The organism is Arthrobacter sp. BF1 (assembly GCF_056680215.1).
In genome coordinates this window covers 2367113-2385635 of the sequence record NZ_CM155271.1, presented here as the reverse complement: position 1 = coordinate 2385635, position 18523 = coordinate 2367113, and the positions used below count along the sequence as shown (strand labels likewise).

Here is an 18523-nt window from a genome sequence, read left to right as displayed (position 1 = left end):
GGGGGGACGGGGAACCTCGTTCGGAGGGGTCGATGAAGGTCGCCATCGTCGGTGGTGGGATAGCGGGCATGTCCTTGGCCCTGTCATTGCACGCGGTCGGTTTCGATGACTTGGACATCTACGAGTCGGCGTCGGGCATCCGCGAATTGGGCGTCGGCATCAACCTCTTGCCTCATGCGGTCCGGGAGCTCACTGACCTTGGTCTCATGACTGATCTTTCGAAGGTGGGCGTGGCGACCGCCGATTTCACGTACTTCTCCAGATTGGGTCAGCCATTTGGGGAGAACCGTTGGGCACCGCGGCCGGATACCGCTGGCCCCAGCTGTCCATCCATCGTGGCGAACTGCTTGGCGTGCTCCATGCGGCGGTCCTTGCGCGCCTCGGCCCGCACCGGGTGCACACCGGCCACCGGCTGGCCAGTTTGGGGATGGACCCGCCGTCTATGTGGGCTGACTTCGTCTCGCACGGTCCGGATCGGGTGATCACCCGTGCTTATCCGGACCTCCTGGTCGGGTGCGATGGGGTTCACTCCACTGTCCGTAGATGCCTTTACCCGGATGAGGGTCCTTTGCGGTGGAATGGCGTCACGATGTGGCGAGGCGTCAGTGTCGGGGAACCATTCCTCTCCGGCCGCTCGATGGTAAACATCGGGTCCAGTGCCCAACGCGCCGTGGTCTATCCCATCTCGGCTGTCCGGGATCATTCGGGAAAGCTGCTGATCAACTGGGTCGCGACCCGCAGGGTCTCGACCGCTGAAATGCCGCCGCAGGACTGGACATACCTTGCACGGCGAGAAGACGTTCTGGAGGCCTTCGCAGATTTCCGGTTCGATTTCCTGGACGTCGTGAGACTCATCCAGGAAACCGAGGTGATCTATCAGTACCCCATGGTGGACCGGGACCCGCTGCCATCGTGGGATTTCGGTTGGGTGACCCTTCTCGGGGACGCTGCTCATCCGATGCATCCTGTGGGGGGAAATGGTGCCTCTCAGGCGGTCCTCGATGCTCGCGTCCTGGCGCGTGAACTCGCGCTGCAGCCCACGATCGAAGCCGGGATCACGGCTTATGACTCCCTACGACGGCCGGCGACGGCGGCGGTCGTCCAATCCAATCGCCGCGCCGGACCGCATCGATGTCAGGATCTCGTGGAGCAGAGGGCCCCAAACGGATTCGAGGAACTCTACGACGTCATCAGCCGCGAGGAACTCGAAGAGATCGCCGACGAGTACAAACGGATCGGGGGCTTCGATGCCGAGCAACTGAACACTCGAGGTTCTTTCTCGGTGCAGGCCACCCCGCCCCCGGCACCCAACGGCGACACCCGGTTCCGCCCGTAGGGCCAGCCGAGCCGGGCAGCGGTGTTCCTGTCAGATTGGGACCCACCCTCCACCGCCCACCACCCGTTGACAGCCTGCCCGGGAAGGGAGTACTACAGCTTTGGACGGCCCATCTCGGGTCGCCGCTAAAAATTGTGCACGCGCCGCCCACGATCCAGGGCAATCGCATCTCCGCCCCAAGGCTGAACCGTAGGAATAGCGCGGCACGCTTCAAGGGAGAAGCCATGACCGTATCAATCATCGTTCACCGAGTCGCCGACTACGACGCCTGGCGCAAGGTCTACGACTCCGTTGGCGACATGCAGAAGGACGGCGGGGTGACCCAGGAGTCAGTACACCGGATGGTCGATGACCCGAACAACGTCCTCGTCATCCACCATTTTGCCGATGTGGAAACAGCCAAGGCATTCTTCGGCCGCGATGACCTGAAGGAAGCCATGCAGCGGGGCGGCGTTCAGGGCGAACCGCGCGTCGAACTCTTCGAGTAGCCACCGGCCCGGAGCGAGCTGATCCGGTGAATCTACTCCAAGACGTCCGCCATCGTGTCCAGGACCAGGTAGTCGCCGTACGCTGACTGGAAACCGAAGCCTTCCCAGTAGCGCCGCAGGGCATCCTTGGCCGCGTCGTGCCCGAGGGTTCCTTCCTCCGGGACATCTTTGGTGAGGAGCGGGGCAGCTTCCACGATGACCAGGGCGGCTGACCTGCCGACAGTGCCGAGGATCGATTTCAGGACCGCGTGGCCGATCTTTTTGCCACGGAACTTCGGCGCAATCTGCAGCGAGGACAGGATGACCAGGTCCCCGCCGAGGGCCATTTCTTCAAGGAGGTCACGACGCTTGGTCGTCAGCATCTCAGCGACGTTCGCGACCTCCTGGTTCACGGCGTCCATGGTCAGGAACAGGTCGATAATCCCCGCGTCGGGCACGACGTAGAGCTCCGCCTTCCCGACGGACACCTCCTGGCCGTCCCCGCCGTCATCCTCGTCGTCCCACACGGTGCCTTTGACCTTGACGGTCCAGAGCATCGGGTAGTCCTCCGGGTCGTGGCGCGCACCGGGTGTCCCGCGGAACTGGCAGCGATAGTCAAAGGTCAGGTATTCGGGAACAAGGTCGGCCATGGAACTCCTTCGGGTTTTTAGGGCAAGCCTATGTCCTGACTCGATGCAGAATCGTTTGCGGCCGCCGGCAAGCGGCCGGTGGACGCCAGCGTCTTAAATCACGACCTGCTGGGCGCGGACGACCCGAAAAGCTTCTTCAGACTTCCTCGCTGATTTGCCTGGAATGAGTCGCGGCCCTTCGACAGCTTCGAACCAGTCCTACTTTGAGAACACGCAAATCTGCAGATAGGCGCGCGTTGCCCCGCCGTTGTTCCAGGCAGCTGCAGTTACAGTCTTCTTAGCCTTCCCAACATAGCCTTTGGCCGTGGATAGAATCTGGCTGGAGAGACCCGTGAGGTCCACGACTTCCTGCACATTGGAGAGCATGTATTGGCGTCTGCGATTGCCTGTGTGAGAGCGCCATAGACCGTATTTAGCGTTGCCGGGCCGTGAGCTCCTAGAAGCGTTCCGGTGTTCTTGGGGCTAACAGCGTTCATCTCGTCATAAAAGGCACCGCAAGCCGTGTCTTTGAGGATGTTCTGGACGGCTTCATCCAGCTTGGCTGCAAACGCATCGCTCGGCTTCTTCCGAAAAAAGCCGCCCGCCAGTAGGACTGAATCCTTATTGATCAAGGCCTTGATGTCGTCGCTCACCGCGAACAGCCCAGCGATTTCATCCAGGATCTTGGCAGTCTGCGCTGCGTTGTCAAGTTGCTGCTGCTCCACCGGTGTGATTGTGGCATTCTCCGGGACATCCTTTAAGATTCCCTTTAGCCGGGTCGAGAGACCAGAAAAGTCGGAGGGATTAGCTTCCCGGGTCACGATGTTAACCACATCGTCCCCGCTACCTTGCAGCGCGGCAATGGCATCTTTGACCGGCGCGCATGACGCGGCAATGGTCAAGAAAGCAATGATGAGGATTGCGGTGAGGAAAACAGATCTGCGCCTGATCATGGGACCCGCCTTTGTGCCGCTGGTTCACCCCGGTATACACCTGAGCAAGAGCCGAGTCCACACCCGCCGCTAAGCTCCTCTGTCATATCACAACGCCTAGCTTGACTGGACACCGTCTTAACCCCGGAAATCCGGGCCTTAGGGGCTTGACTCCCAACCGTGGCCGACATTGCAGTCGGCGAGCCTGTGGTGGGCGAGGGCACTTGGCGAAAAGCGCCAGATGATCTCGAGCTACCTGAGCAAATGCGAGGCATCTGAGGAAATGTAAGATTTCGAACTAGGTGGCCCTGTTCCGTTCTAGTTGACTCGTGCATTCGCCTGACAGCCGCCGCGGACCGGTCAGACCAGCCAGCGCCACCAGCGTGACCGCTCCGGTTCCGGTGTCGGTTCCGGTTCGGGCTCCTCGCCCAAGGCCAGCGCGGCCTCGACGATGTCGTCCGCGGTGAGGGTCATCACGGCCTCACGATCGAGCGCGTCGAGACTTTGTTCCTCGTCGAGCGACAGTCGCAGCGCCTGTCGGTTGAGCGCTTGCTCGAAAAGCGTGCGAGCGAACCGTGCGTTGCCGGAGTCCTCGCCCGCGTGGAGCCCGGTGAAAATGCGGCGCAGCACCTGGTCCGCACCCGGCTCCAGCCTGTACTCGTGCTGGGCCAGCATTCGGTGGAAGATCGTCTGTAGTGCGTCGACGGAGTAGTCGGGGAACGTGATCTCGCGGGCGAACCGGGAGCGCAGTCCGGGGTTCGAGAGCAAGAAGGACTCCATCAGCCGCGGGTACCCGGCCACGATCACGACCAGGCGATGGCGGTGGTCCTCCATCCGCTTGAGCAGGACCTCGATCGCCTCGGGGCCGAAGTCCATCCGCCCGTCCTCCGGGGCCAGCGCGTAGGCCTCATCGATGAACAGGACGCCGTCCAGCGCACGCCGGATCACCCGGTCCGTCTTGATGGCGGTGGTGCCGACATACTGCCCCACCAGGCCCGAACGGTCGACCTCGACCAAATGGCCTTTCTGCAGCAAACCGACCGCGCGGTACATCTCGGCCAGGAGCCGCGCCACGGTGGTCTTGCCCGTACCCGGGTTTCCGAGGAACACCAGATGCTGCGATGTGGCGACCTCCGGCAGTCCGTGCGCCTTACGGCGGGCCTGGACCTGGAGCAGTGCGACGAGCGCCCGCACCTGTTCCTTCACCGTCTCCAGTCCAACCAGCGCGTCGAGCTCGGCCTGCACCTCGGACAGCGGCCGGCCCGGCCCCGGCCTAGGACCCACGAGATCGCCGACCAGGTCGTCGACGCGCTCCGAACCGGGCAGCTTGAGCTGATCGGCCAGACGGCCGATGGTTTCGCGCAGATCGTCGAGCGGATTGCGGCTGGCAGCCATGCATCCACTGTAGTACTCGATTCTCGGCCGGGACGGGGTTGGCTTCTAAAAGTGAATTCGTTAGCCGCACCGAGGGTTCCGCCTCGGGCACGGCCGCGAGCCGGTCTCCCGTCAGAGCTGCCTAGGCGCTCCCGACCTGGTCCATCCACCCAGCCTAACCATCTACTCGACGGCTGTGTTTATCGACACTTGGCTGAAATCGAGGCGACAACCCGGGCCAGATTCAACTCAGGCCCCGGCGGTGAAGGACCTTCCCGGAGGCAATTATCACCCCTTGTCCCCGATGTCCCAGCGCGAGTATCGTGGGCGCCACCGAACCCTTGAACCGGAAAGACGGCGGCCATGGATCACTCGGTTCCGGTCATGCTGATTGCCACCACGGACCCGACCTCTCGGCGCATTCTTGAAGATGAGTTACGTCGACGCTACGGTGCTGATTACGAGGTGGTGGCGTGCGCCGACTACGCCCACGGGCGGGCGGTGCTTGAGGGGCTCCGGCACTGGAATCGCGCGGTCGCCCTCATACTCGGGTGCTACGGACCGGCTGACCGCAGTGGTCTCGATTTCCTGCGGCGTGCCTATGGCTTTCACCCGGCCGCCAAACGTGGTGCTGTGGTGATCTGGGGTGACTTCGCCAGCGCCCCCACCGTATTCCGGGCGATCGCGCAGGGGTACGCCGAATTGGTGATCATACGTCCGGAGCGAGTGCGCGACGAGGAATTCCATGGGTCGATTACCGACGCCCTCGACGACTGGCATCTGGCCCGGGGTGTGGGGTTCGAGGCGGTCCGGCTGATCGGGGAGGTAGGCGACGAGAGGACTCATACGTTGCGCGACTCCTTGAGCCGAAACCACATCCCGGTGGGCTTTTACCCCGCGGGTTCCGAGATGGCGGAACGGACGTTGGAGAGCGCGGGCCTGCGCGACCCAGTGCTGCCCGTCATGGTGCTGGAGTTCACCGCTTCACCAATTGTCCTCGAGAACCCCACTGACCTGGAGATCGCCGAAGCGATGGGGGTGACGCGGGCGCCACCGGCGGACAAGATCTTTGATGTGGTGGTCGTGGGAGCCGGGCCCTCCGGTCTCGCGGCAGCCGTGTATGCCTCCTCGGAGGGTCTCTCCACCATGGTGGTGGAGGGAGAGGCCGTGGGAGGCCAGGCCGGCACCAGTTCGCTGATCCGCAATTACCCTGGCTTCTCCCGCGGTGTGAGCGGCGCCCACCTGGCCTACCGCTCATTTCACCAGGCCTGGACCCTGGGCACGGACTTCCTGTTCCTGCGGAAGGTGAACGGTCTCGGCATGGACGGAGCACTGTACGCTGTGTCGATTTCCGATGGCAGTATCGTGCGGTGCCGCACAGTCGTGGTGGCCACCGGCGTGGACTACCGGCGCCTGGGCATACCTCAGCTGGAGGATCTGGTGGGCAGAGGCGTCTTCTACGGGGCCACAGTCTCCGAGGCGCCGTCGATGGCCGGAAAGCACGTCTGTGTGGTGGGCGGTGGCAACTCTGCCGGGCAGGCGGTTCTGCACCTTGCGAAGTACGCAAAGAAGGTGACGCTGCTGGTGCGCGGACCCACTCTGACGGTCAGTATGTCGGACTACCTCATCTCCCAACTTGAAGCCACCCGGAACGTTGCGATCCGCTGTAGCACGGTGATCGTCGGGGCCCGCGATCGGGACGGATTCCTTGCGGCCGTCGAAGTCGCCGCATCCGGAGCCGGCGACGGAACCCCGAGCGAGGAGATCGAAGCGGGCGGCTTGTTCGTGCTGATCGGTTCGGTGCCGCGGACCTCCTGGCTGCCCGACGCCGTCGAGCGTGACCCGGCCGGTTTTCTGCGCACGGGCACCAGCCGGGAGGTCAGTGACGCCGGGTCCGTTAGGCCGGACAGGGTGCCATTGGCGCTGGAAACCAGCATGCCCGGCATTTTCGCGATCGGCGATGTGCGGGCCGGTTCGATCAAGAGAGTGGCCACCGCAGTCGGGGACGGCGCCACCGTGGTCTCCATGCTCCACACCTGCCTGGCCGAGAACCCCCTGCCTGCCTCGGCCCCTGCCCGTGGTGAGGCAGCCGGACCTGAGGAGTTGCCCGGTGAAATCCACTTCAAGTGACGTCACGCCGTTGATTCCGCCGATGAGGTGGCTACTCTACGTCGCTGCCTTTCTCGTCTTTCTTGCCGGGCTCGTGCTGTTCGTGTTTCCGCTCCGGACTGGGGAATGGTTCGCCTGGACGGTCAAACCGCCTATGACCGCGGTCTTCCTCGGGGCGGCATACTGGTCGAGCGCCGGTCTGGAGGTGACAGGAGCCCGCTCAGCGAGTTGGGATCTTGCAAGGCTGGCAGTCTGGCCAGTGTTCGTCTTCACGACCTTGACCCTCGGGGTCACGCTCTTTCATCTCGATCGCTTCCATCTGTCGTCAGACGCTGGCCCCCTTGCCCATGTGGCCACCTGGGCGTGGCTGGCGATCTATGCCATCGTGCCTGTGGCGATGCTCGTCATCAGCTGGATGCAGATCCGGTCCCGGCGTCCTGCCCCAAGGTCCGTCACGGCAGGACGGCCAGTGCTACCCCGTGCGCTCCGGCTGCTCCTGCTGGGAATCGCCGGGGTACTGCTGCTATTTGGCGTGGCGCTCCTGGCAGCGCCCATTCCTGCCGCGACGTGGTGGCCGTGGCCACTGTCCGAGCTCACAGCGAGGGCCATCGGAGCGTGGCTGGTCGGTCTTGGGTGGGCGGCCGGACAGGGCCAGTTGAGCGGCGACCTCCGCACCGTCCGTCCCGTGGCGCTAACCTCCGTTGTCTTCGTCATTCTGCAGGCGCTTGCCCTGCTGCGGTATGGCGACGCCCTGACATGGCCGAGCGCGCCGGCGATCGGCTTCGTGGCCGTACTGCTTGCCATTGGAGTGGCCGGGGGATGGGCACTCGTACTATCCCATTCGCCGGCAGCACCCAGTGGCTAGATGAATGCTGGCCGCCTGTTTTCAAGTATTCACTGGGCTGGCCTGACGTTAAGGCCGATGGAGCTGGGTTCATGCACGCCGGGACTGGTGACGTTGAGCAGGTAGTCGTATACCCCGTCACTTCCTCTAGATTCACAGACAGTCGTCCGGCCTATGTCGGTGGACTGCCGCTGGCACGTTCCTTTGGTCTTCATCTCAAAGCCGACTCTGGAGGCCACCGACTCGAGGTCACCGAGGTTGAGTTCTCCGCCTGCGTTCCAGCGCCGGGCGATGCTGGGGCAAGGGTTGGTACTTATGCACAGGAACCTCTCCGGCCGAACAACATCGTCCACCCGGGTCCAGGTTGGCGGGATGGAAAACCGGTCGACGCGGGCCACCAGATCCTGCGTGACTCTCCCTTCGGCAGCACTGACCACAAAGAGCCCTGCAGCGACCACCGATAAGAGGGCCAGAACTGTGGCCAGAAAGATTACGGATCTTCGCTTCGCTGTGTTCCCCCAACGCCATCAGTGCATGCACCTTTCGCCAGACTGCAGGCATGGTGCTGGCAGCATCGTATCCTCAGGTTGCCCCGACACCGCTGTTCGTGGTCTAAGAAAGCTCGGCTTCGAGCAGCTCGATACTGGGCAGCGTGGCGGCGAACTCCTCGGGCAGCGACTCCACGATTTCTGTTTTCCACTCGGATACGCCGATGGCATTTGCGATGTCCGGAGCGCGTACTCGGCCACAAGATTGTCCTTCGAGAAGAGAAGATCAGCAAAGAACTCCTGCGCATTGATCTGCAGTCCTACTTGCCGGCCCACGAAGGCAAATCCTTGGCCGAGTTCAAGCAGGAACTTATGGATGTGGTTGACCAGCTGGTTCTCGAGTTCGCGCTCATTTCGCCTGTCCGTCATGGCCACGAAATCGAACACGTAGGGGTCCTTGAACGACTGCTGGGCCAGGTCGGACTCTTTGGGTGGCAACGTCGCCGTAAAGTTCGTTACGGCTTTCCCGGAGCGCTCCATGCGCTGAGTCTCAATGTGATGCACCAGCACGTTCCGCGACCAACCATGCTCGACGGCGGCAGCTGCGTACCAGAGCCGGGCTTCGGGGTCGTCGAGCTTCTGGATTAGGGCAATGTGGTGGTACCAGGGCAATTGTGAAAGCGGCGCTTTCACAATTGCCTGTTCACTCCATGTGGCCGCGAGGGCACGCATAAACATGAGATTTCGGGCCGAGAACCCCTTCGACTCGGGAAAGCGGTCCTGAAGATCCTGGGAAAGCCGGGCGGTCACCTTGGCACCCCAGCCCTTCGCTCCTCGGCCAAGTATGTGGCGACCGATGGCCCAGTATGTCGCCACCAGCTCTTGGTTGGCGGCAGCCACTGCCCTTGCGCGGCCCGACTCCACCTGGTGGGAGACAGATCGAAGTAATTCGGGATACCACTCCGGCATGGTGTTCTGCGCCGGAGTTCCTGGGAACGCGGCAGCGCGCGCATGCTTTCGGGTACCGGGCCCGATGCCCATCTTGTTGGAATCGCTGATGTGGGTTTCGGATTGCTTGCCTTGAAGCTACCGAAGGGGTCCGACATCGTGACCGGGGCCCAACTATCATCTCCGCAGCTCCATGGGAGCCCGGAGACAAGGAACGACGGCGGGCGGCCGCCGTCGTTCCTTTGCCTATTTTCCGTAGGTGGCGAAGTTCTGCGTAGCAACCAACTGCGCACCGTACGGGGAACCGGCGGCGAGCCGGGACGAGCCGAAGCCGAAGTCGGTCAGGCTGGCGTTGAGCATGTTGGCGTTATGGCCGGGGGAGGCCTTCCACGCAGCGAATAGCGCATCGGCGTCGGCGTTCACCGCGATATTCTCCGCGGAACGGGACCAGCCGGACGGGATTTGGGAGGCCGCGTCCGGGTTGTGCCGGAAGCCGGCGCTGCCTTGGGCGTTGATGTCGGCCACCATGGTGTTCGACCAGTTCTGCGCCACGCTTGCGAGACCAGCGTTGTAGCGCAGGGCGGCGAGCCCGTTGGCTACCCGGTACTGATTGATGAGCTCGAAGGACCGCAGGGCTACGGCGTTGGCCGGCGCGCCGCCCGCTGCCGGCGCCGCGGGAGCCCGCGGGGCCGGAACAGGGGCGGGAGCCGGGGCCGGAGCCGGAGCGGGCGCCGGGGCTGGGGCCGGAGCTGCGGGCACCGGAACCTGTACGGGAGCCGGCTCTGCAGGGGCCGGTACCTCAGCCGCGGGAACGGCAGCGGGAGACGACGTCGCCGGCGCGGTCGCAGGAGCGGACGTTGGCTGCGCGGTTGCGGCCGTCGAGGCCGGGGGAGCCGCGGAAGGCTTCGCAGGTGCCGGGGACTGTGCGCTGGCCGTGATCCAGCTCCACCAGTCCAAAGGCCAGGAGGCGGCGCCGGCGGGAGAGGACGCGCCGATCAGCAGTCCACCGGCCAGGGTGAAGGTAATTATGGAGGCAGTGATATGTTTTTTGTCCTTTAGCACCCGGAGAACAGTACCTACTGCTTACGCCACACTGCGTATTGAGTGATCCTGCCCACTAGACAGGAGAGTGCGGCAAGAGGTGCACGGTGTAGTGGCGCCGCTCCCCGGCGGCTTCAGGCTCCTGCTGGTGCTGTCACGGTCACTTGCTACTCTCGGCCTACACTCACGGTATGACCACGCTGACTGTCCGAGCACCGTTCCGCTCCCTTCTCCCGCTGAACATGCGCACCGGTATTCTGCTGCTCGTCCTTTTCGGGCTGGTGCGGGTGGCACTGGTCCTGCAGGCAAACGTGACCGGAAGCTATCAGGCTGTCAGCGTCGTGTTTATGGCGATGATCGCGCTGCCGTGGGTGCTCCTGACCAGGGAAGGGCGTACGCGCATCGGCCTGGTGTGGCCAACACAGTGGCGCTGGATTGTGCCGGCAGTGATGGCCGGCGTGCTGATGGCACTGGCAGTGCATTACCTGGCCGCCGCCGTGTGGGGCCACAGCTTGTCCCACCCGTTCGCGTACATAGCACTGTCGTACTCGAGCGTGCCGGCATCACCCTCCGACGGCGACCGGCTCATCTACTTCATCATCTTCGCCGTCATCGGGATGCTCTTCAGCCCGATCGGGGAGGAGATGCTGTACCGCGGTGTGGCCCACGAGAGTTTCGCTGCGCAACTCGGCGACCGGCGGGCAGCGCTGATTGACGCGGCCGCCTTCGCCATCACCCATCTGGCACACTTCGGGGTGGTGTACGTTGCCGGTGCCTGGGCGTTCCTGCCTCTCCCGGCACTCTTCTGGGTGGCTGCCATGTTCGCGGCGTCCCTGATGTTCTACGGGTTCAGGCGGCTCACTGGATCATTGGCCGGCGCAGTACTGCCCCACGCCGGATTCAACCTCGCCATGAACTGGGTCATCTTCTACGCGCTCACGCCGTGACAACGACGCGGCACCTAAGCCGGCAGACATACTGTCAACCCTGGGTGCGGCGGTCCTCGGCCCGGTCACCAACGCCGTCGGCCTGGTGTGCCTGGGTGACGAAATGCTCAACCCGACGGTCAGGCACCAACCAGATCAGCGCCACCACGGTATAGACCGCAATTCCAAACAACGGCTGGACAATCCCCGATCCGATGCCAACGAGGTAAATCAGCGGCGAGGCCTTGCCCTTCCAGTCCCGGCCGACAGCCTGCGCCAGGGCGCCGTCCCTGCCCTGCTGCCGGATCAGTGCCTGTTGCAGGATGAAGTAGGCAATTGAGGCGCAGAGGAGGTTGAGCCCGTAGATCAGGACCGGAACCTGCACAAATGCAGACTCATCCATCCATCGGGTGGAGAAGGGGAATAGCGACAGCCAGAACAACAGGTGCAGGTTGGCCCACAGGATGGCGCCGTTGACCCGGCCGGCCAAGTGGATCATATGGTGGTGGTTGTTCCAGTAAATTCCCACGTACACAAAGCTGAGCAGGTAGCTGAGGAAGGTGGGCAGGACTGCGGCGAAGCCATGCCACGTCGGTTCGTCCGGCGTATGCAGTTCCAGTACCATAATGGTGATGACAATGGCTAGCACGCCATCGCTGAACGCCTCGAGGCGGTTCTTGTTCACAGGGTTCCCTCCCTCAAAGCAGCATTGTGCACTCCGTCCTGGCGGCGTCTGGCAAGAGCTGTTGCAGCGTACGCGCCGGTGAGGACAAGCATGCTGCCCACCCAGCCGGCCGCCAGGAAGAGTTGACTCAGCCGGTCACCGTCCTCGAAAGGGGTCAGCGACTGCCCTGCGACGACGACCCCGCCCGGCGCCTGCCGCGCCACGACCGCCATCCGCAGGCCCGGCTCAGGCTGCCACGTCACAGCGTCGGATCCCAAGGTCCTTGCGGTCTCCAGCACCCCGGCGGGAACGTCGGGAGGCGCCCCGTGGAGGCTGACTGTTGTGGATGTGGGTTTGTTGTCCGCCCCGAACACCATGACGAAGACCCCACTGTCCGCTGTCAGCTCCAGCGGGGGTTCCGTCGTGGGCCCGGAGCCCATGTGTTGAACCTGTGCGGCGGCGGCCGCAGCGGGGGCCGCATTGGCTGAGTGACGCCCGAACTGCTGGAGCGTGACATAGACACTTCCGAAGATGAGCGTGATGATGATGGCTGCCGCCAGCCACCCGATGATCCTGTGCATGCGACTATCATCCGCCCGAACGGCGCGCGCTGCCCACGTCCCCGGTCAGCAAAATCTGCAAACCACTGGGGCCGCGACGGCCGGCGGTACTTCAGTGATGGTGGTGGCCCGAGCCGTGCACATCGGCGTGGTGGCCCTCAGTTCCTCCGACTAACTGATGCAGCCCCTGTACTGCCTCGGCAAGGGACAGGTCCGGGGATTCGACTATGAAAGGCATCAGAAGGCCATTTTCCTTGTCAAGGTGCAGGGCAAACACACGTTGGATGGTTGCGCCCGCCACTGCGGCAGAGAGTCCGGTGGACGTTCGCAGTTCTTCCACAAGGCCGAGGATTACGCGGTGTTCGGCCAGCATCCCCTCGACCAGCAGCCTCCCCTCCGGCGTGGCGCGGGGCCCGCCATACAAGGGCCCTTCTTCTGCCAAGGCGTGCGGAACAAGCTCGTTCCCGCACCAGTCCAACAGTGTTGCCCGCGCTGTCTCCTCAGCAGCAGTATTCCTTGCCTCAACCGCTTCCATCAGGACGGCTACAAGTCCGTTAAGCTGCTTAAGCATCGCAGCGTGGTGGCTCTCAACTGCCTGGAGTGCCCGAGCTTCAACGGCAGCGTCTTTGCCTTCTTTCATGGTCCCCTCTTCCCAACACTTGTGCGCCGAACTTCCCGTCATCAACCATGCGCCGAGTGGCGGGGCCTGCACGAGAGCCATTAGTCCCTCACGCGTGGGGTATCGGGCCGGATCCAGGCTCGCTAGGCTTTGGCCATGGACGGGAGCCACACATGACCGCACGGACCTACCCGCAGGGAGTCCCATGCTGGATCGACACCGAACAGCCTGACGTCGAGGCCGCCGTCGAGTTTTACGGTGGACTCTTCGGCTGGACATTCGAGGACGCCATGCCGCCGGGAGCGCCGGGCCGCTACCTGATAGCAAAGCTCGACGGCCAGGACGTCGGCGGGATGGCCAGCGCCCCGGAGGTTGCCGCAGTGTGGAGTACCTACGTAGCCGTCGAGGACGCGGATGCCGCAGTGCAGCGGCTGGTCGACGCCGGCGCCACGGTGCGGTCGGCGCCTGCCGATGCGGGGGAGGGCGGACGAAGTGCTGCGCTGACCGATCCGGAGGGCGCCGGGTTCCGCATCTGGCAGGCCAAGCGACGCTTAGGGGCAGAAGTGGCCAACCTGCCAGGCGCCTGGAATTTCAGCGATCTGCACACATCTGACCCGGGCGCGGCCGTTGCGTTCTATGAGCAAGCGTTCGGCTGGGAGGTCGACGACCTCGGCTTCGGGATGATGATCCGCAGGCCCGGTTATGGTGATCACCTTGAGGCCACAGTTGACCCCGGCATCAGGGCGCGCCAGTCAGTGCTGGCTGCCCCGCCCGGCTTCGAGGATGCGATCGCATGGATTGCGACTACCGCCCCCCACGAACCGCCGCACTGGCACGTCTCGTTCACGGTCGCGGACCGCGACCGGACCGTGGTTGAGGCCGAACGGCTCGGCGCCAAGGTTCTTAGCCAAAGTGACACCGACTGGACGCGGACGGCACTGATCCGGGACCCCCAAGGAGCGGAGTTCACCGCCAGCCAGTTCACGCCGTCGTCGGCCTAAGCGATCCAGCAACACGCGGCAGCCCCGGGCCGACGGCGTTGACGCAGGGGCATTTCCGGCCCGGTCAGCCGTGGCGGTTCGTGTCGAGAACGGTGACATCCAAAGGCATGCGGTTGGCGCGACGGAGGCGTCCGGCCAGGACGTTACGCAGCCCTCGGGTAACCATCGTTGTCTTGGTCAGATACCGGAACTCGGCGGCGTCCGACGTGACGAGGTCCAGGAGCGGGCGCGCGGCGTCGTCGGGGTTTTGCCCCCAGAGTCCGACAACCACCTGCAGTCCGCCCAGCCGCTGCTCGTACCCGGGCTGGGACGTGACGTGTCCCAGCATGTCGGTCATCGCGAGCCCCGGGTTCATGCCGTGCACCCGCACGCCGGTGCCCGGGTCTCCCGCCGCAGCGTCTCGGTGAACTGGCGGACCCAGCGCTTGCTCGACGCATACGCATTCTGCAGCGCGACCGGCCCTTGGTCGCCCTGGCCGTAGACGTTGACCAGGTCGCCGTGGCCCTGGCCGAGGAACACGGGCAACGCAACCCTCGAGCCGTGGAACGTGCCCAGGATGTTAGTACGCACCACCCGGGTGAAGTCGTCCACCGGAGTGGTGGCCGTCGGGCCGAAGACACCCGAGGTTCCGGCGTTGTTGACCCAGATGTCGAGCGTCCCTCGGCTCAGTGCCTCGTCACGCAGGTCCTCGACGTCGGCCAAATCACCGGTGTCGCAGTGGCGTCCGGACACCGCGATGCCTTCTGCGTTTAGCCGCTCGACGGCGGCCGCGACGTCGCCGTCCGACCTCGACGCCAGCACCACTGTCGCGCCCTGCCGCCCCAGAAGTCCTGCCATGGCAAACCCCAAGCCGCGCGTGGACCCTGTCACCACCGCCACGCGTCCGCGGAGGTCTTTTCGTTGCGAACCCATGCCTCTCTCATACGCGCAGCGGACGCGGAGAGCAAGAGCGCCGGCATGGTGACAGCCCCCGAGGACGCCTTTCCGCGCCCCTATCAGTGCCGTTCCTCGGAGCGTAAGATCGGCACGTGCCGGCCCTGTCCGCGGGATCCATCTGCCCGGTCGGCAGCCGCCTGATGAGGAGCGCGCCATGGCTGTTCTGGCCAATAACACCGTTACCGGATTGACCCGGGAACAATACGACGGACTCGCAGCCGCTCTTATCGACAAGCTCAAAGCCACCCCGGGATTCATCGCGCACTACGCCTGGGAAAATGAAGGCGGGATGACCGTTGTGGAAGTCTGGGAGAGTGCCGAACAGCACGATGCGTGGTTCGACAACAACGTCAGGCCACACCCGCCGGTGGAGGTCACCCCGGAGAAACACGAACTGGTGAACAAGGTGACGGCGTAGCAAGACTGCCCGTTATGAATGCAAAACTCTTTGCCTACCTCAGCTACCCGGATGCACCGGCCGCTTTGGAATGGATGGAGCGAGTCGGGTTCGACGTCGTCCGCCGCCAGGATGGACCGTCGGGCCAGGTCGTTCATGCGGAGGTCCGGCTCGGTGATGCCGTGCTCATGGTGGCGAGCAACGATGCCGAGTATCAACGGCCGGCGTTGGTCGGCCGGTCTACCGGCCAGGGGGTCTACCTGCTCCTCGACGACGCCGATGAGTTCCATCGGAATGCCGTAGCTGCCGGCGGAACCAGCGTGATCGAGCCCGAAAGCACTGCGTGGGGAGCCAAACGGGCCCGTGTGCTGGACCCCCAAGGGCAGGAGTGGAGTTCGGGACTTACGAGCCCGGCATCGCACCCTAGCTGTATTGACCACGGACGTTAGGAACACCGGCGTGGTTAGGTGACAAAAAGAAGACCTCCGAGTGGAGTTGGGCTTGTCGAGAGTCCAGTTCACAAGGAGGTCTTCAATGTCCCATGCTAACGCGATCCTCACGCCCAAGGGCAGGCTTCGGCTGGCCAGATGCATCGTTGATGACGGATGGCCGCTGCGCCGGGCAGCTGAACGGTTCCAGGTCTCGGGTCACGACCGCGTCGCGGTGGGCCAGCCGCTACCGGGACCATGGTGAGGCCGGCATGCAGGATGCCTCGAGCCGGCCCCGAACCTCGCCGCGGAAGACCTGCCCACGGCGGGAACGGCGGATCATCGCGATCAGAGTCAACCGCCGGTGGGGCCCGGCGCGGATCGGTTTTTTGTTGGGGATCCACCCGTCCACGGTGCACCGGGTCCTGTCCCGGTTCGGGCTGGCCAGGCTGTCCTGGCTGGACCGTGCCACAGGCCGGGTGATCCGCCGCTATGAACACGCCCACCCCGGGGACATGGTCCACGTGGACATCAAGAAGCTCGGGCGGATTCCGGACGGAGGCGGTCACCGGAGCCTGGGCAGGGCCGCTGGCAGGCGGAACAAGACCGGCACGGCGGCGAACCGCAGACCCGGCTACGCGTTCTTGCACAACGCCGTCGATGACCACTCCCGGCTCGCTTATACCGAGATCCTGGCCGATGAAAAGAAGGAAACCGCGGCCGGATTCTGGGAACGCGCCAACGCCTACTTCCAGTCCTGCGGCGTCACTGTCAAACGGGTGTTGACGGACAACGGCTCCTGCTACCGCTCCTACGCGTTCAAGGACGCCTTGGGCCCGGACATCAAGCACAAACGGACCCGCCCCTACCGTCCTCAGACCAACGGCAAAGTCGAGCGCTACAACCGCACCATGCTGGACGAGTGGGCGTACGCCAAACCCTACGCATCAGAATCAGAGCGTGTTGCCGCTTTCACCGATTGGCTCCATCACTACAATCATCATCGAGGCCACACTTCACTCAAAGGTCAGCCACCAGCCAGCCGCGTCACCAACCTCTCAGGTCAATACACCTAGCGGGCGCCACTTTCCCCTAGTGTGCGCCACTTTCCCCTAGTGAGTACCGTGGCGGCGCGGGCTGCGCCGCCACGGACCGCAGGGCTACCGGGCCAGGTACTCCGCGTGCTGCCGGTGCGCCTCGGCTACCTCCTTGCGGATGGTTTCCACGTCCTTGGCCTTGTTGCGGTACTTCGGGTCCATCTCTTCGATCTGCTGAACTTCTTCCAACAGGGCGTTGTAAATACGATCGCGCTCGGCGGGATCCGCGGTGTACCCGAGGTCCAGGTAGCTCACCGCGTGCCGGCGGGCGTTGTTGATAGCGGTTTGTGCTTTGCCTGCCTTGCTCAGCAGCGATGCCACCACCGTGATGACCAGGGCGCCGATGATGACGGTCAGGGACAGGCCCGTGGTGATCTCGAAGACCGGGACCGGCTGGCCGCCGTTGATGAACGGGAGGTTGTTCTCGTGGAGGGCGTGCAGGATCAGTTTGACGCCGATGAAGGCCAGGATCGCCGCCAGGCCGTAGGAGAGGTAGATCAGCCGGTCCAGCAGTCCGTCGATCAGGAAGTACAGCTGGCGCAGGCCCATCAGTGAAAAGGCCGTGGCGGTGAAGACCACGTAGACGTTCTGGGTGAGGCCGAAGATGGCCGGAATCGAATCCAGGGCGAACAGGATGTCCGTGCCGCCGATGGCCACCATGACCAGCAGCATCGGGGTCAGGACCTTTTTGCCGTTCTCCATGGTGAATAGTTTGTCGCCGTCGTAGTGATCGGTGGTGTGGAAGAACTTGCGGGCCAGCCGGATGATGAAGTTATCCGCCTCGCTGCCGTGCTCGGGTTCGGGCTTGAGCAGGTTGCCGGCCGTGAGCAGCAGGATCAGGCCGAAGGCGTAGAAGACCCACGCGAAGGAATTGATCAGTGCCGCGCCGAGGAAAATGAACCCGGTGCGGGCAATCAACGCGAACACGATGCCGAACAGCAGCACCTTTTGCTGATCCTCGCGCGGAACGCGGAAGCTGGCGATGATGATCAGGAAGACAAACAGGTTGTCCACCGAAAGCGCCTTCTCCGTGATGTAGCCGGCGAAATACTCCGAGCCCATGGCCGCTCCGCCGAAGACCAGAACGAGAATGCCGAAGATGATGGCGATGCCCACATAGAGGCCGGACCACATGGCCGCTTCCTTCAGCGTGGGCACGTGGGCCTTGCGGATGTGGAAGAAGTAATCAAACGCCAGGAGGGCCAGAATGACCACAATCGTGATGCCCCAGATCAGGGGAGAGACTGTCAAGGTGTGCCCGCTTTCGTAAGGTGGGTAGCAAAGAGCCGGGTAAGTCTCTCCGCCCGCCGTCCGGCTGGCCGCTGCACCCGGCCAGGCATCTGTGCCTGACGTGTTGACGTATGCAGCGCTTCGGAATACTCCCTTACGTATCTACACTCTAACCGCGATGGCAGCCGAAATCGAACCCGTTCGAGGTCCGCGCTGTGGTCTTATGGATGTGCGAGGCGGAGCTTGGCGGCGCGTTCAACCAGGACGGGGACGTAGTCCCGGATGGGACCGTCATCGAGAAGCTCGTGCTCTTCGGCGACGATCTGCTCAATGTCCGAGCGATCTTTATCGGGAAAGCGTTCGGTCAGGCGGTCCATGACTGCCATGAGCGCCCGGGCTTCGGGTTCTTTGGTCATTCCCAAAGTTTCAACCCCGGCACCCGGGACAGTCAACAGGCATCTGCCCTCCCGGTGCGCCCTGTCCCAGGGGCCGCTAGG

At 63.8% G+C, this 18523-nt stretch carries 22 protein-coding genes and 1 pseudogene; 9 read left to right on the top strand and 14 right to left on the bottom strand.

Annotation, left to right across the window (positions count from 1 at the left end; translation table 11 throughout):
* The first annotated feature begins 289 nt into the window (after nucleotides 1-289).
* Nucleotides 290-1336 (top strand): FAD-dependent monooxygenase, encoded by a 1047-nt coding sequence (locus tag AC1MCD_RS11195; RefSeq protein WP_498671943.1) that lies wholly within the window; start codon nucleotides 290-292, stop codon nucleotides 1334-1336.
* 224 nt (nucleotides 1337-1560) lie between these two features.
* Nucleotides 1561-1824: a hypothetical protein gene (locus AC1MCD_RS11190; RefSeq protein WP_498671942.1), complete on the top strand. Its 264-nt coding sequence runs from the start codon at nucleotides 1561-1563 to the stop codon at nucleotides 1822-1824.
* 32 nt (nucleotides 1825-1856) lie between these two features.
* Here AC1MCD_RS11190 and AC1MCD_RS11185 read toward each other — a convergent pair whose 3' ends face one another.
* From AC1MCD_RS11185 to AC1MCD_RS11175, 3 genes are all read right to left on the bottom strand, one after another.
* Nucleotides 1857-2453 (bottom strand): hypothetical protein, encoded by a 597-nt coding sequence (locus AC1MCD_RS11185; protein WP_498671940.1) that lies wholly within the window; start codon nucleotides 2451-2453, stop codon nucleotides 1857-1859.
* A 266-nt stretch (nucleotides 2454-2719) separates the two neighbouring features.
* On the bottom strand, nucleotides 2720-3385 hold the full coding sequence (locus AC1MCD_RS11180; protein ID WP_498671938.1) for a hypothetical protein: 666 nt from the start codon (nucleotides 3383-3385) through the stop codon (nucleotides 2720-2722).
* Nucleotides 3386-3724: 339 nt separating this feature from the next.
* Nucleotides 3725-4759, bottom strand: a complete 1035-nt coding sequence (locus AC1MCD_RS11175; protein ID WP_498671935.1) for an AAA family ATPase — start codon at nucleotides 4757-4759, stop codon at nucleotides 3725-3727.
* Between the two features lie 342 nt (nucleotides 4760-5101).
* Between AC1MCD_RS11175 and AC1MCD_RS11170 the strand changes: the two genes are divergently transcribed.
* Both AC1MCD_RS11170 and AC1MCD_RS11165 read left to right on the top strand, forming a co-directional pair.
* Nucleotides 5102-6868, top strand: a complete 1767-nt coding sequence (locus tag AC1MCD_RS11170) for an NAD(P)/FAD-dependent oxidoreductase (protein WP_498671933.1) — start codon at nucleotides 5102-5104, stop codon at nucleotides 6866-6868.
* On the top strand, nucleotides 6849-7712 hold the full coding sequence (locus AC1MCD_RS11165; RefSeq protein WP_498671931.1) for a hypothetical protein: 864 nt from the start codon (nucleotides 6849-6851) through the stop codon (nucleotides 7710-7712). The genes AC1MCD_RS11170 and AC1MCD_RS11165 overlap by 20 nt, the downstream gene beginning before the upstream one ends.
* Before the next feature lie 29 nt (nucleotides 7713-7741).
* On the opposite strand, the gene AC1MCD_RS11160 is transcribed toward AC1MCD_RS11165, so the two are convergent.
* The 4 genes from AC1MCD_RS11160 to AC1MCD_RS11145 all read right to left on the bottom strand — a co-directional run bounded on the left by AC1MCD_RS11160 (nucleotide 7742) and on the right by AC1MCD_RS11145 (nucleotide 10076).
* Nucleotides 7742-8149 carry a hypothetical protein gene (locus AC1MCD_RS11160; RefSeq protein ID WP_498671929.1) on the bottom strand — a complete coding sequence of 136 codons (408 nt, stop codon included), beginning with the start codon at nucleotides 8147-8149 and terminating at the stop codon, nucleotides 7742-7744.
* Nucleotides 8150-8218: 69 nt separating this feature from the next.
* Nucleotides 8219-9079, bottom strand: coding sequence for a PDDEXK nuclease domain-containing protein (locus AC1MCD_RS11155; RefSeq protein WP_498671928.1), 861 nt, complete (start codon nucleotides 9077-9079; stop codon nucleotides 8219-8221).
* Between the two features lie 294 nt (nucleotides 9080-9373).
* Nucleotides 9374-9886, bottom strand: coding sequence for a CAP domain-containing protein (locus tag AC1MCD_RS11150; RefSeq protein ID WP_498671927.1), 513 nt, complete (start codon nucleotides 9884-9886; stop codon nucleotides 9374-9376).
* Nucleotides 9887-9926: 40 nt separating this feature from the next.
* Complete coding sequence (locus AC1MCD_RS11145) at nucleotides 9927-10076, bottom strand: hypothetical protein (protein WP_498671926.1); 150 nt, start codon at nucleotides 10074-10076, stop codon at nucleotides 9927-9929.
* Nucleotides 10077-10359: 283 nt separating this feature from the next.
* Here AC1MCD_RS11145 and AC1MCD_RS11140 point away from each other — a divergent pair, with 283 nt between their 5' ends.
* Complete coding sequence (locus AC1MCD_RS11140; protein WP_498671925.1) at nucleotides 10360-11115, top strand: CPBP family intramembrane glutamic endopeptidase; 756 nt, start codon at nucleotides 10360-10362, stop codon at nucleotides 11113-11115.
* Between the two features lie 34 nt (nucleotides 11116-11149).
* Here the strand turns inward: AC1MCD_RS11140 and AC1MCD_RS11135 are convergent, their stop codons facing one another.
* The 3 genes from AC1MCD_RS11135 to AC1MCD_RS11125 all read right to left on the bottom strand — a co-directional run bounded on the left by AC1MCD_RS11135 (nucleotide 11150) and on the right by AC1MCD_RS11125 (nucleotide 12958).
* A complete protein-coding gene (locus AC1MCD_RS11135; protein ID WP_498671924.1) occupies nucleotides 11150-11779 on the bottom strand; it encodes a TMEM175 family protein in 630 nt (209 codons plus the stop codon).
* Nucleotides 11776-12339: a hypothetical protein gene (locus AC1MCD_RS11130; protein ID WP_498671923.1), complete on the bottom strand. Its 564-nt coding sequence runs from the start codon at nucleotides 12337-12339 to the stop codon at nucleotides 11776-11778. Before AC1MCD_RS11130 ends, AC1MCD_RS11135 begins: the two co-directional genes overlap by 4 nt.
* Before the next feature lie 91 nt (nucleotides 12340-12430).
* Entirely contained in the window at nucleotides 12431-12958 is a 528-nt protein-coding gene (locus AC1MCD_RS11125) for a hemerythrin domain-containing protein (RefSeq protein WP_498671922.1), read from the bottom strand.
* Nucleotides 12959-13110: 152 nt separating this feature from the next.
* On the opposite strand from AC1MCD_RS11125, the gene AC1MCD_RS11120 reads away from it, so the two are divergent.
* Nucleotides 13111-13938 carry a VOC family protein gene (locus AC1MCD_RS11120; protein WP_498671921.1) on the top strand — a complete coding sequence of 276 codons (828 nt, stop codon included), beginning with the start codon at nucleotides 13111-13113 and terminating at the stop codon, nucleotides 13936-13938.
* A gap of 64 nt (nucleotides 13939-14002) precedes the next feature.
* Here AC1MCD_RS11120 and AC1MCD_RS11115 read toward each other — a convergent pair whose 3' ends face one another.
* A complete protein-coding gene (locus tag AC1MCD_RS11115) occupies nucleotides 14003-14293 on the bottom strand; it encodes a hypothetical protein (protein ID WP_498671920.1) in 291 nt (96 codons plus the stop codon).
* Nucleotides 14290-14850 (bottom strand): SDR family NAD(P)-dependent oxidoreductase, encoded by a 561-nt coding sequence (locus tag AC1MCD_RS11110; RefSeq protein ID WP_498671919.1) that lies wholly within the window; start codon nucleotides 14848-14850, stop codon nucleotides 14290-14292. The genes AC1MCD_RS11115 and AC1MCD_RS11110 overlap by 4 nt, the downstream gene beginning before the upstream one ends.
* A gap of 178 nt (nucleotides 14851-15028) precedes the next feature.
* On the opposite strand from AC1MCD_RS11110, the gene AC1MCD_RS11105 reads away from it, so the two are divergent.
* The 3 genes and pseudogenes from AC1MCD_RS11105 (at nucleotide 15029) to AC1MCD_RS11095 (ending at nucleotide 16775) form a co-directional block, all read left to right on the top strand.
* Nucleotides 15029-15292, top strand: a complete 264-nt coding sequence (locus AC1MCD_RS11105) for an antibiotic biosynthesis monooxygenase family protein (protein ID WP_498671918.1) — start codon at nucleotides 15029-15031, stop codon at nucleotides 15290-15292.
* Nucleotides 15293-15306: 14 nt separating this feature from the next.
* Nucleotides 15307-15720 carry a VOC family protein gene (locus tag AC1MCD_RS11100; RefSeq protein WP_498671917.1) on the top strand — a complete coding sequence of 138 codons (414 nt, stop codon included), beginning with the start codon at nucleotides 15307-15309 and terminating at the stop codon, nucleotides 15718-15720.
* Nucleotides 15721-15805: 85 nt separating this feature from the next.
* A pseudogene (locus AC1MCD_RS11095) lies at nucleotides 15806-16775 on the top strand (IS481 family transposase).
* Nucleotides 16776-16859: 84 nt separating this feature from the next.
* Here the strand turns inward: AC1MCD_RS11095 and AC1MCD_RS11090 are convergent.
* Both AC1MCD_RS11090 and AC1MCD_RS11085 read right to left on the bottom strand, forming a co-directional pair.
* Nucleotides 16860-18047 carry a TerC family protein gene (locus AC1MCD_RS11090; RefSeq protein ID WP_498671916.1) on the bottom strand — a complete coding sequence of 396 codons (1188 nt, stop codon included), beginning with the start codon at nucleotides 18045-18047 and terminating at the stop codon, nucleotides 16860-16862.
* Between the two features lie 200 nt (nucleotides 18048-18247).
* The gene (locus AC1MCD_RS11085; protein ID WP_498671915.1) at nucleotides 18248-18442 is read right to left on the bottom strand and encodes a three-helix bundle dimerization domain-containing protein; all 195 of its coding nucleotides are present in this window, start codon (nucleotides 18440-18442) and stop codon (nucleotides 18248-18250) included.
* Between the last annotated feature and the right edge of the window lie 81 nt (nucleotides 18443-18523).

What these genes read in the sequence shown, in the direction of transcription:
- AC1MCD_RS11085 (WP_498671915.1), bottom strand. Translation starts at nt 18,442, where the DNA reads ATGACCAAAGAACCCGAAGCCCGGGCGCTCATGGCAGTCATGGACCGC.
- AC1MCD_RS11130 (WP_498671923.1), bottom strand. Translation starts at nt 12,339, where the DNA reads ATGCACAGGATCATCGGGTGGCTGGCGGCAGCCATCATCATCACGCTC.
- AC1MCD_RS11110 (WP_498671919.1), bottom strand. Translation starts at nt 14,850, where the DNA reads ATGGGTTCGCAACGAAAAGACCTCCGCGGACGCGTGGCGGTGGTGACA.
- AC1MCD_RS11185 (WP_498671940.1), bottom strand. Translation starts at nt 2,453, where the DNA reads ATGGCCGACCTTGTTCCCGAATACCTGACCTTTGACTATCGCTGCCAG.
- AC1MCD_RS11170 (WP_498671933.1), top strand. Translation starts at nt 5,102, where the DNA reads ATGGATCACTCGGTTCCGGTCATGCTGATTGCCACCACGGACCCGACC.
- AC1MCD_RS11175 (WP_498671935.1), bottom strand. Translation starts at nt 4,759, where the DNA reads ATGGCTGCCAGCCGCAATCCGCTCGACGATCTGCGCGAAACCATCGGC.
- AC1MCD_RS11115 (WP_498671920.1), bottom strand. Translation starts at nt 14,293, where the DNA reads ATGAACCCGGGGCTCGCGATGACCGACATGCTGGGACACGTCACGTCC.
- AC1MCD_RS11180 (WP_498671938.1), bottom strand. Translation starts at nt 3,385, where the DNA reads ATGATCAGGCGCAGATCTGTTTTCCTCACCGCAATCCTCATCATTGCT.
- AC1MCD_RS11125 (WP_498671922.1), bottom strand. Translation starts at nt 12,958, where the DNA reads ATGAAAGAAGGCAAAGACGCTGCCGTTGAAGCTCGGGCACTCCAGGCA.
- AC1MCD_RS11190 (WP_498671942.1), top strand. Translation starts at nt 1,561, where the DNA reads ATGACCGTATCAATCATCGTTCACCGAGTCGCCGACTACGACGCCTGG.
- AC1MCD_RS11105 (WP_498671918.1), top strand. Translation starts at nt 15,029, where the DNA reads ATGGCTGTTCTGGCCAATAACACCGTTACCGGATTGACCCGGGAACAA.
- AC1MCD_RS11140 (WP_498671925.1), top strand. Translation starts at nt 10,360, where the DNA reads ATGACCACGCTGACTGTCCGAGCACCGTTCCGCTCCCTTCTCCCGCTG.
- AC1MCD_RS11120 (WP_498671921.1), top strand. Translation starts at nt 13,111, where the DNA reads ATGACCGCACGGACCTACCCGCAGGGAGTCCCATGCTGGATCGACACC.
- AC1MCD_RS11100 (WP_498671917.1), top strand. Translation starts at nt 15,307, where the DNA reads ATGAATGCAAAACTCTTTGCCTACCTCAGCTACCCGGATGCACCGGCC.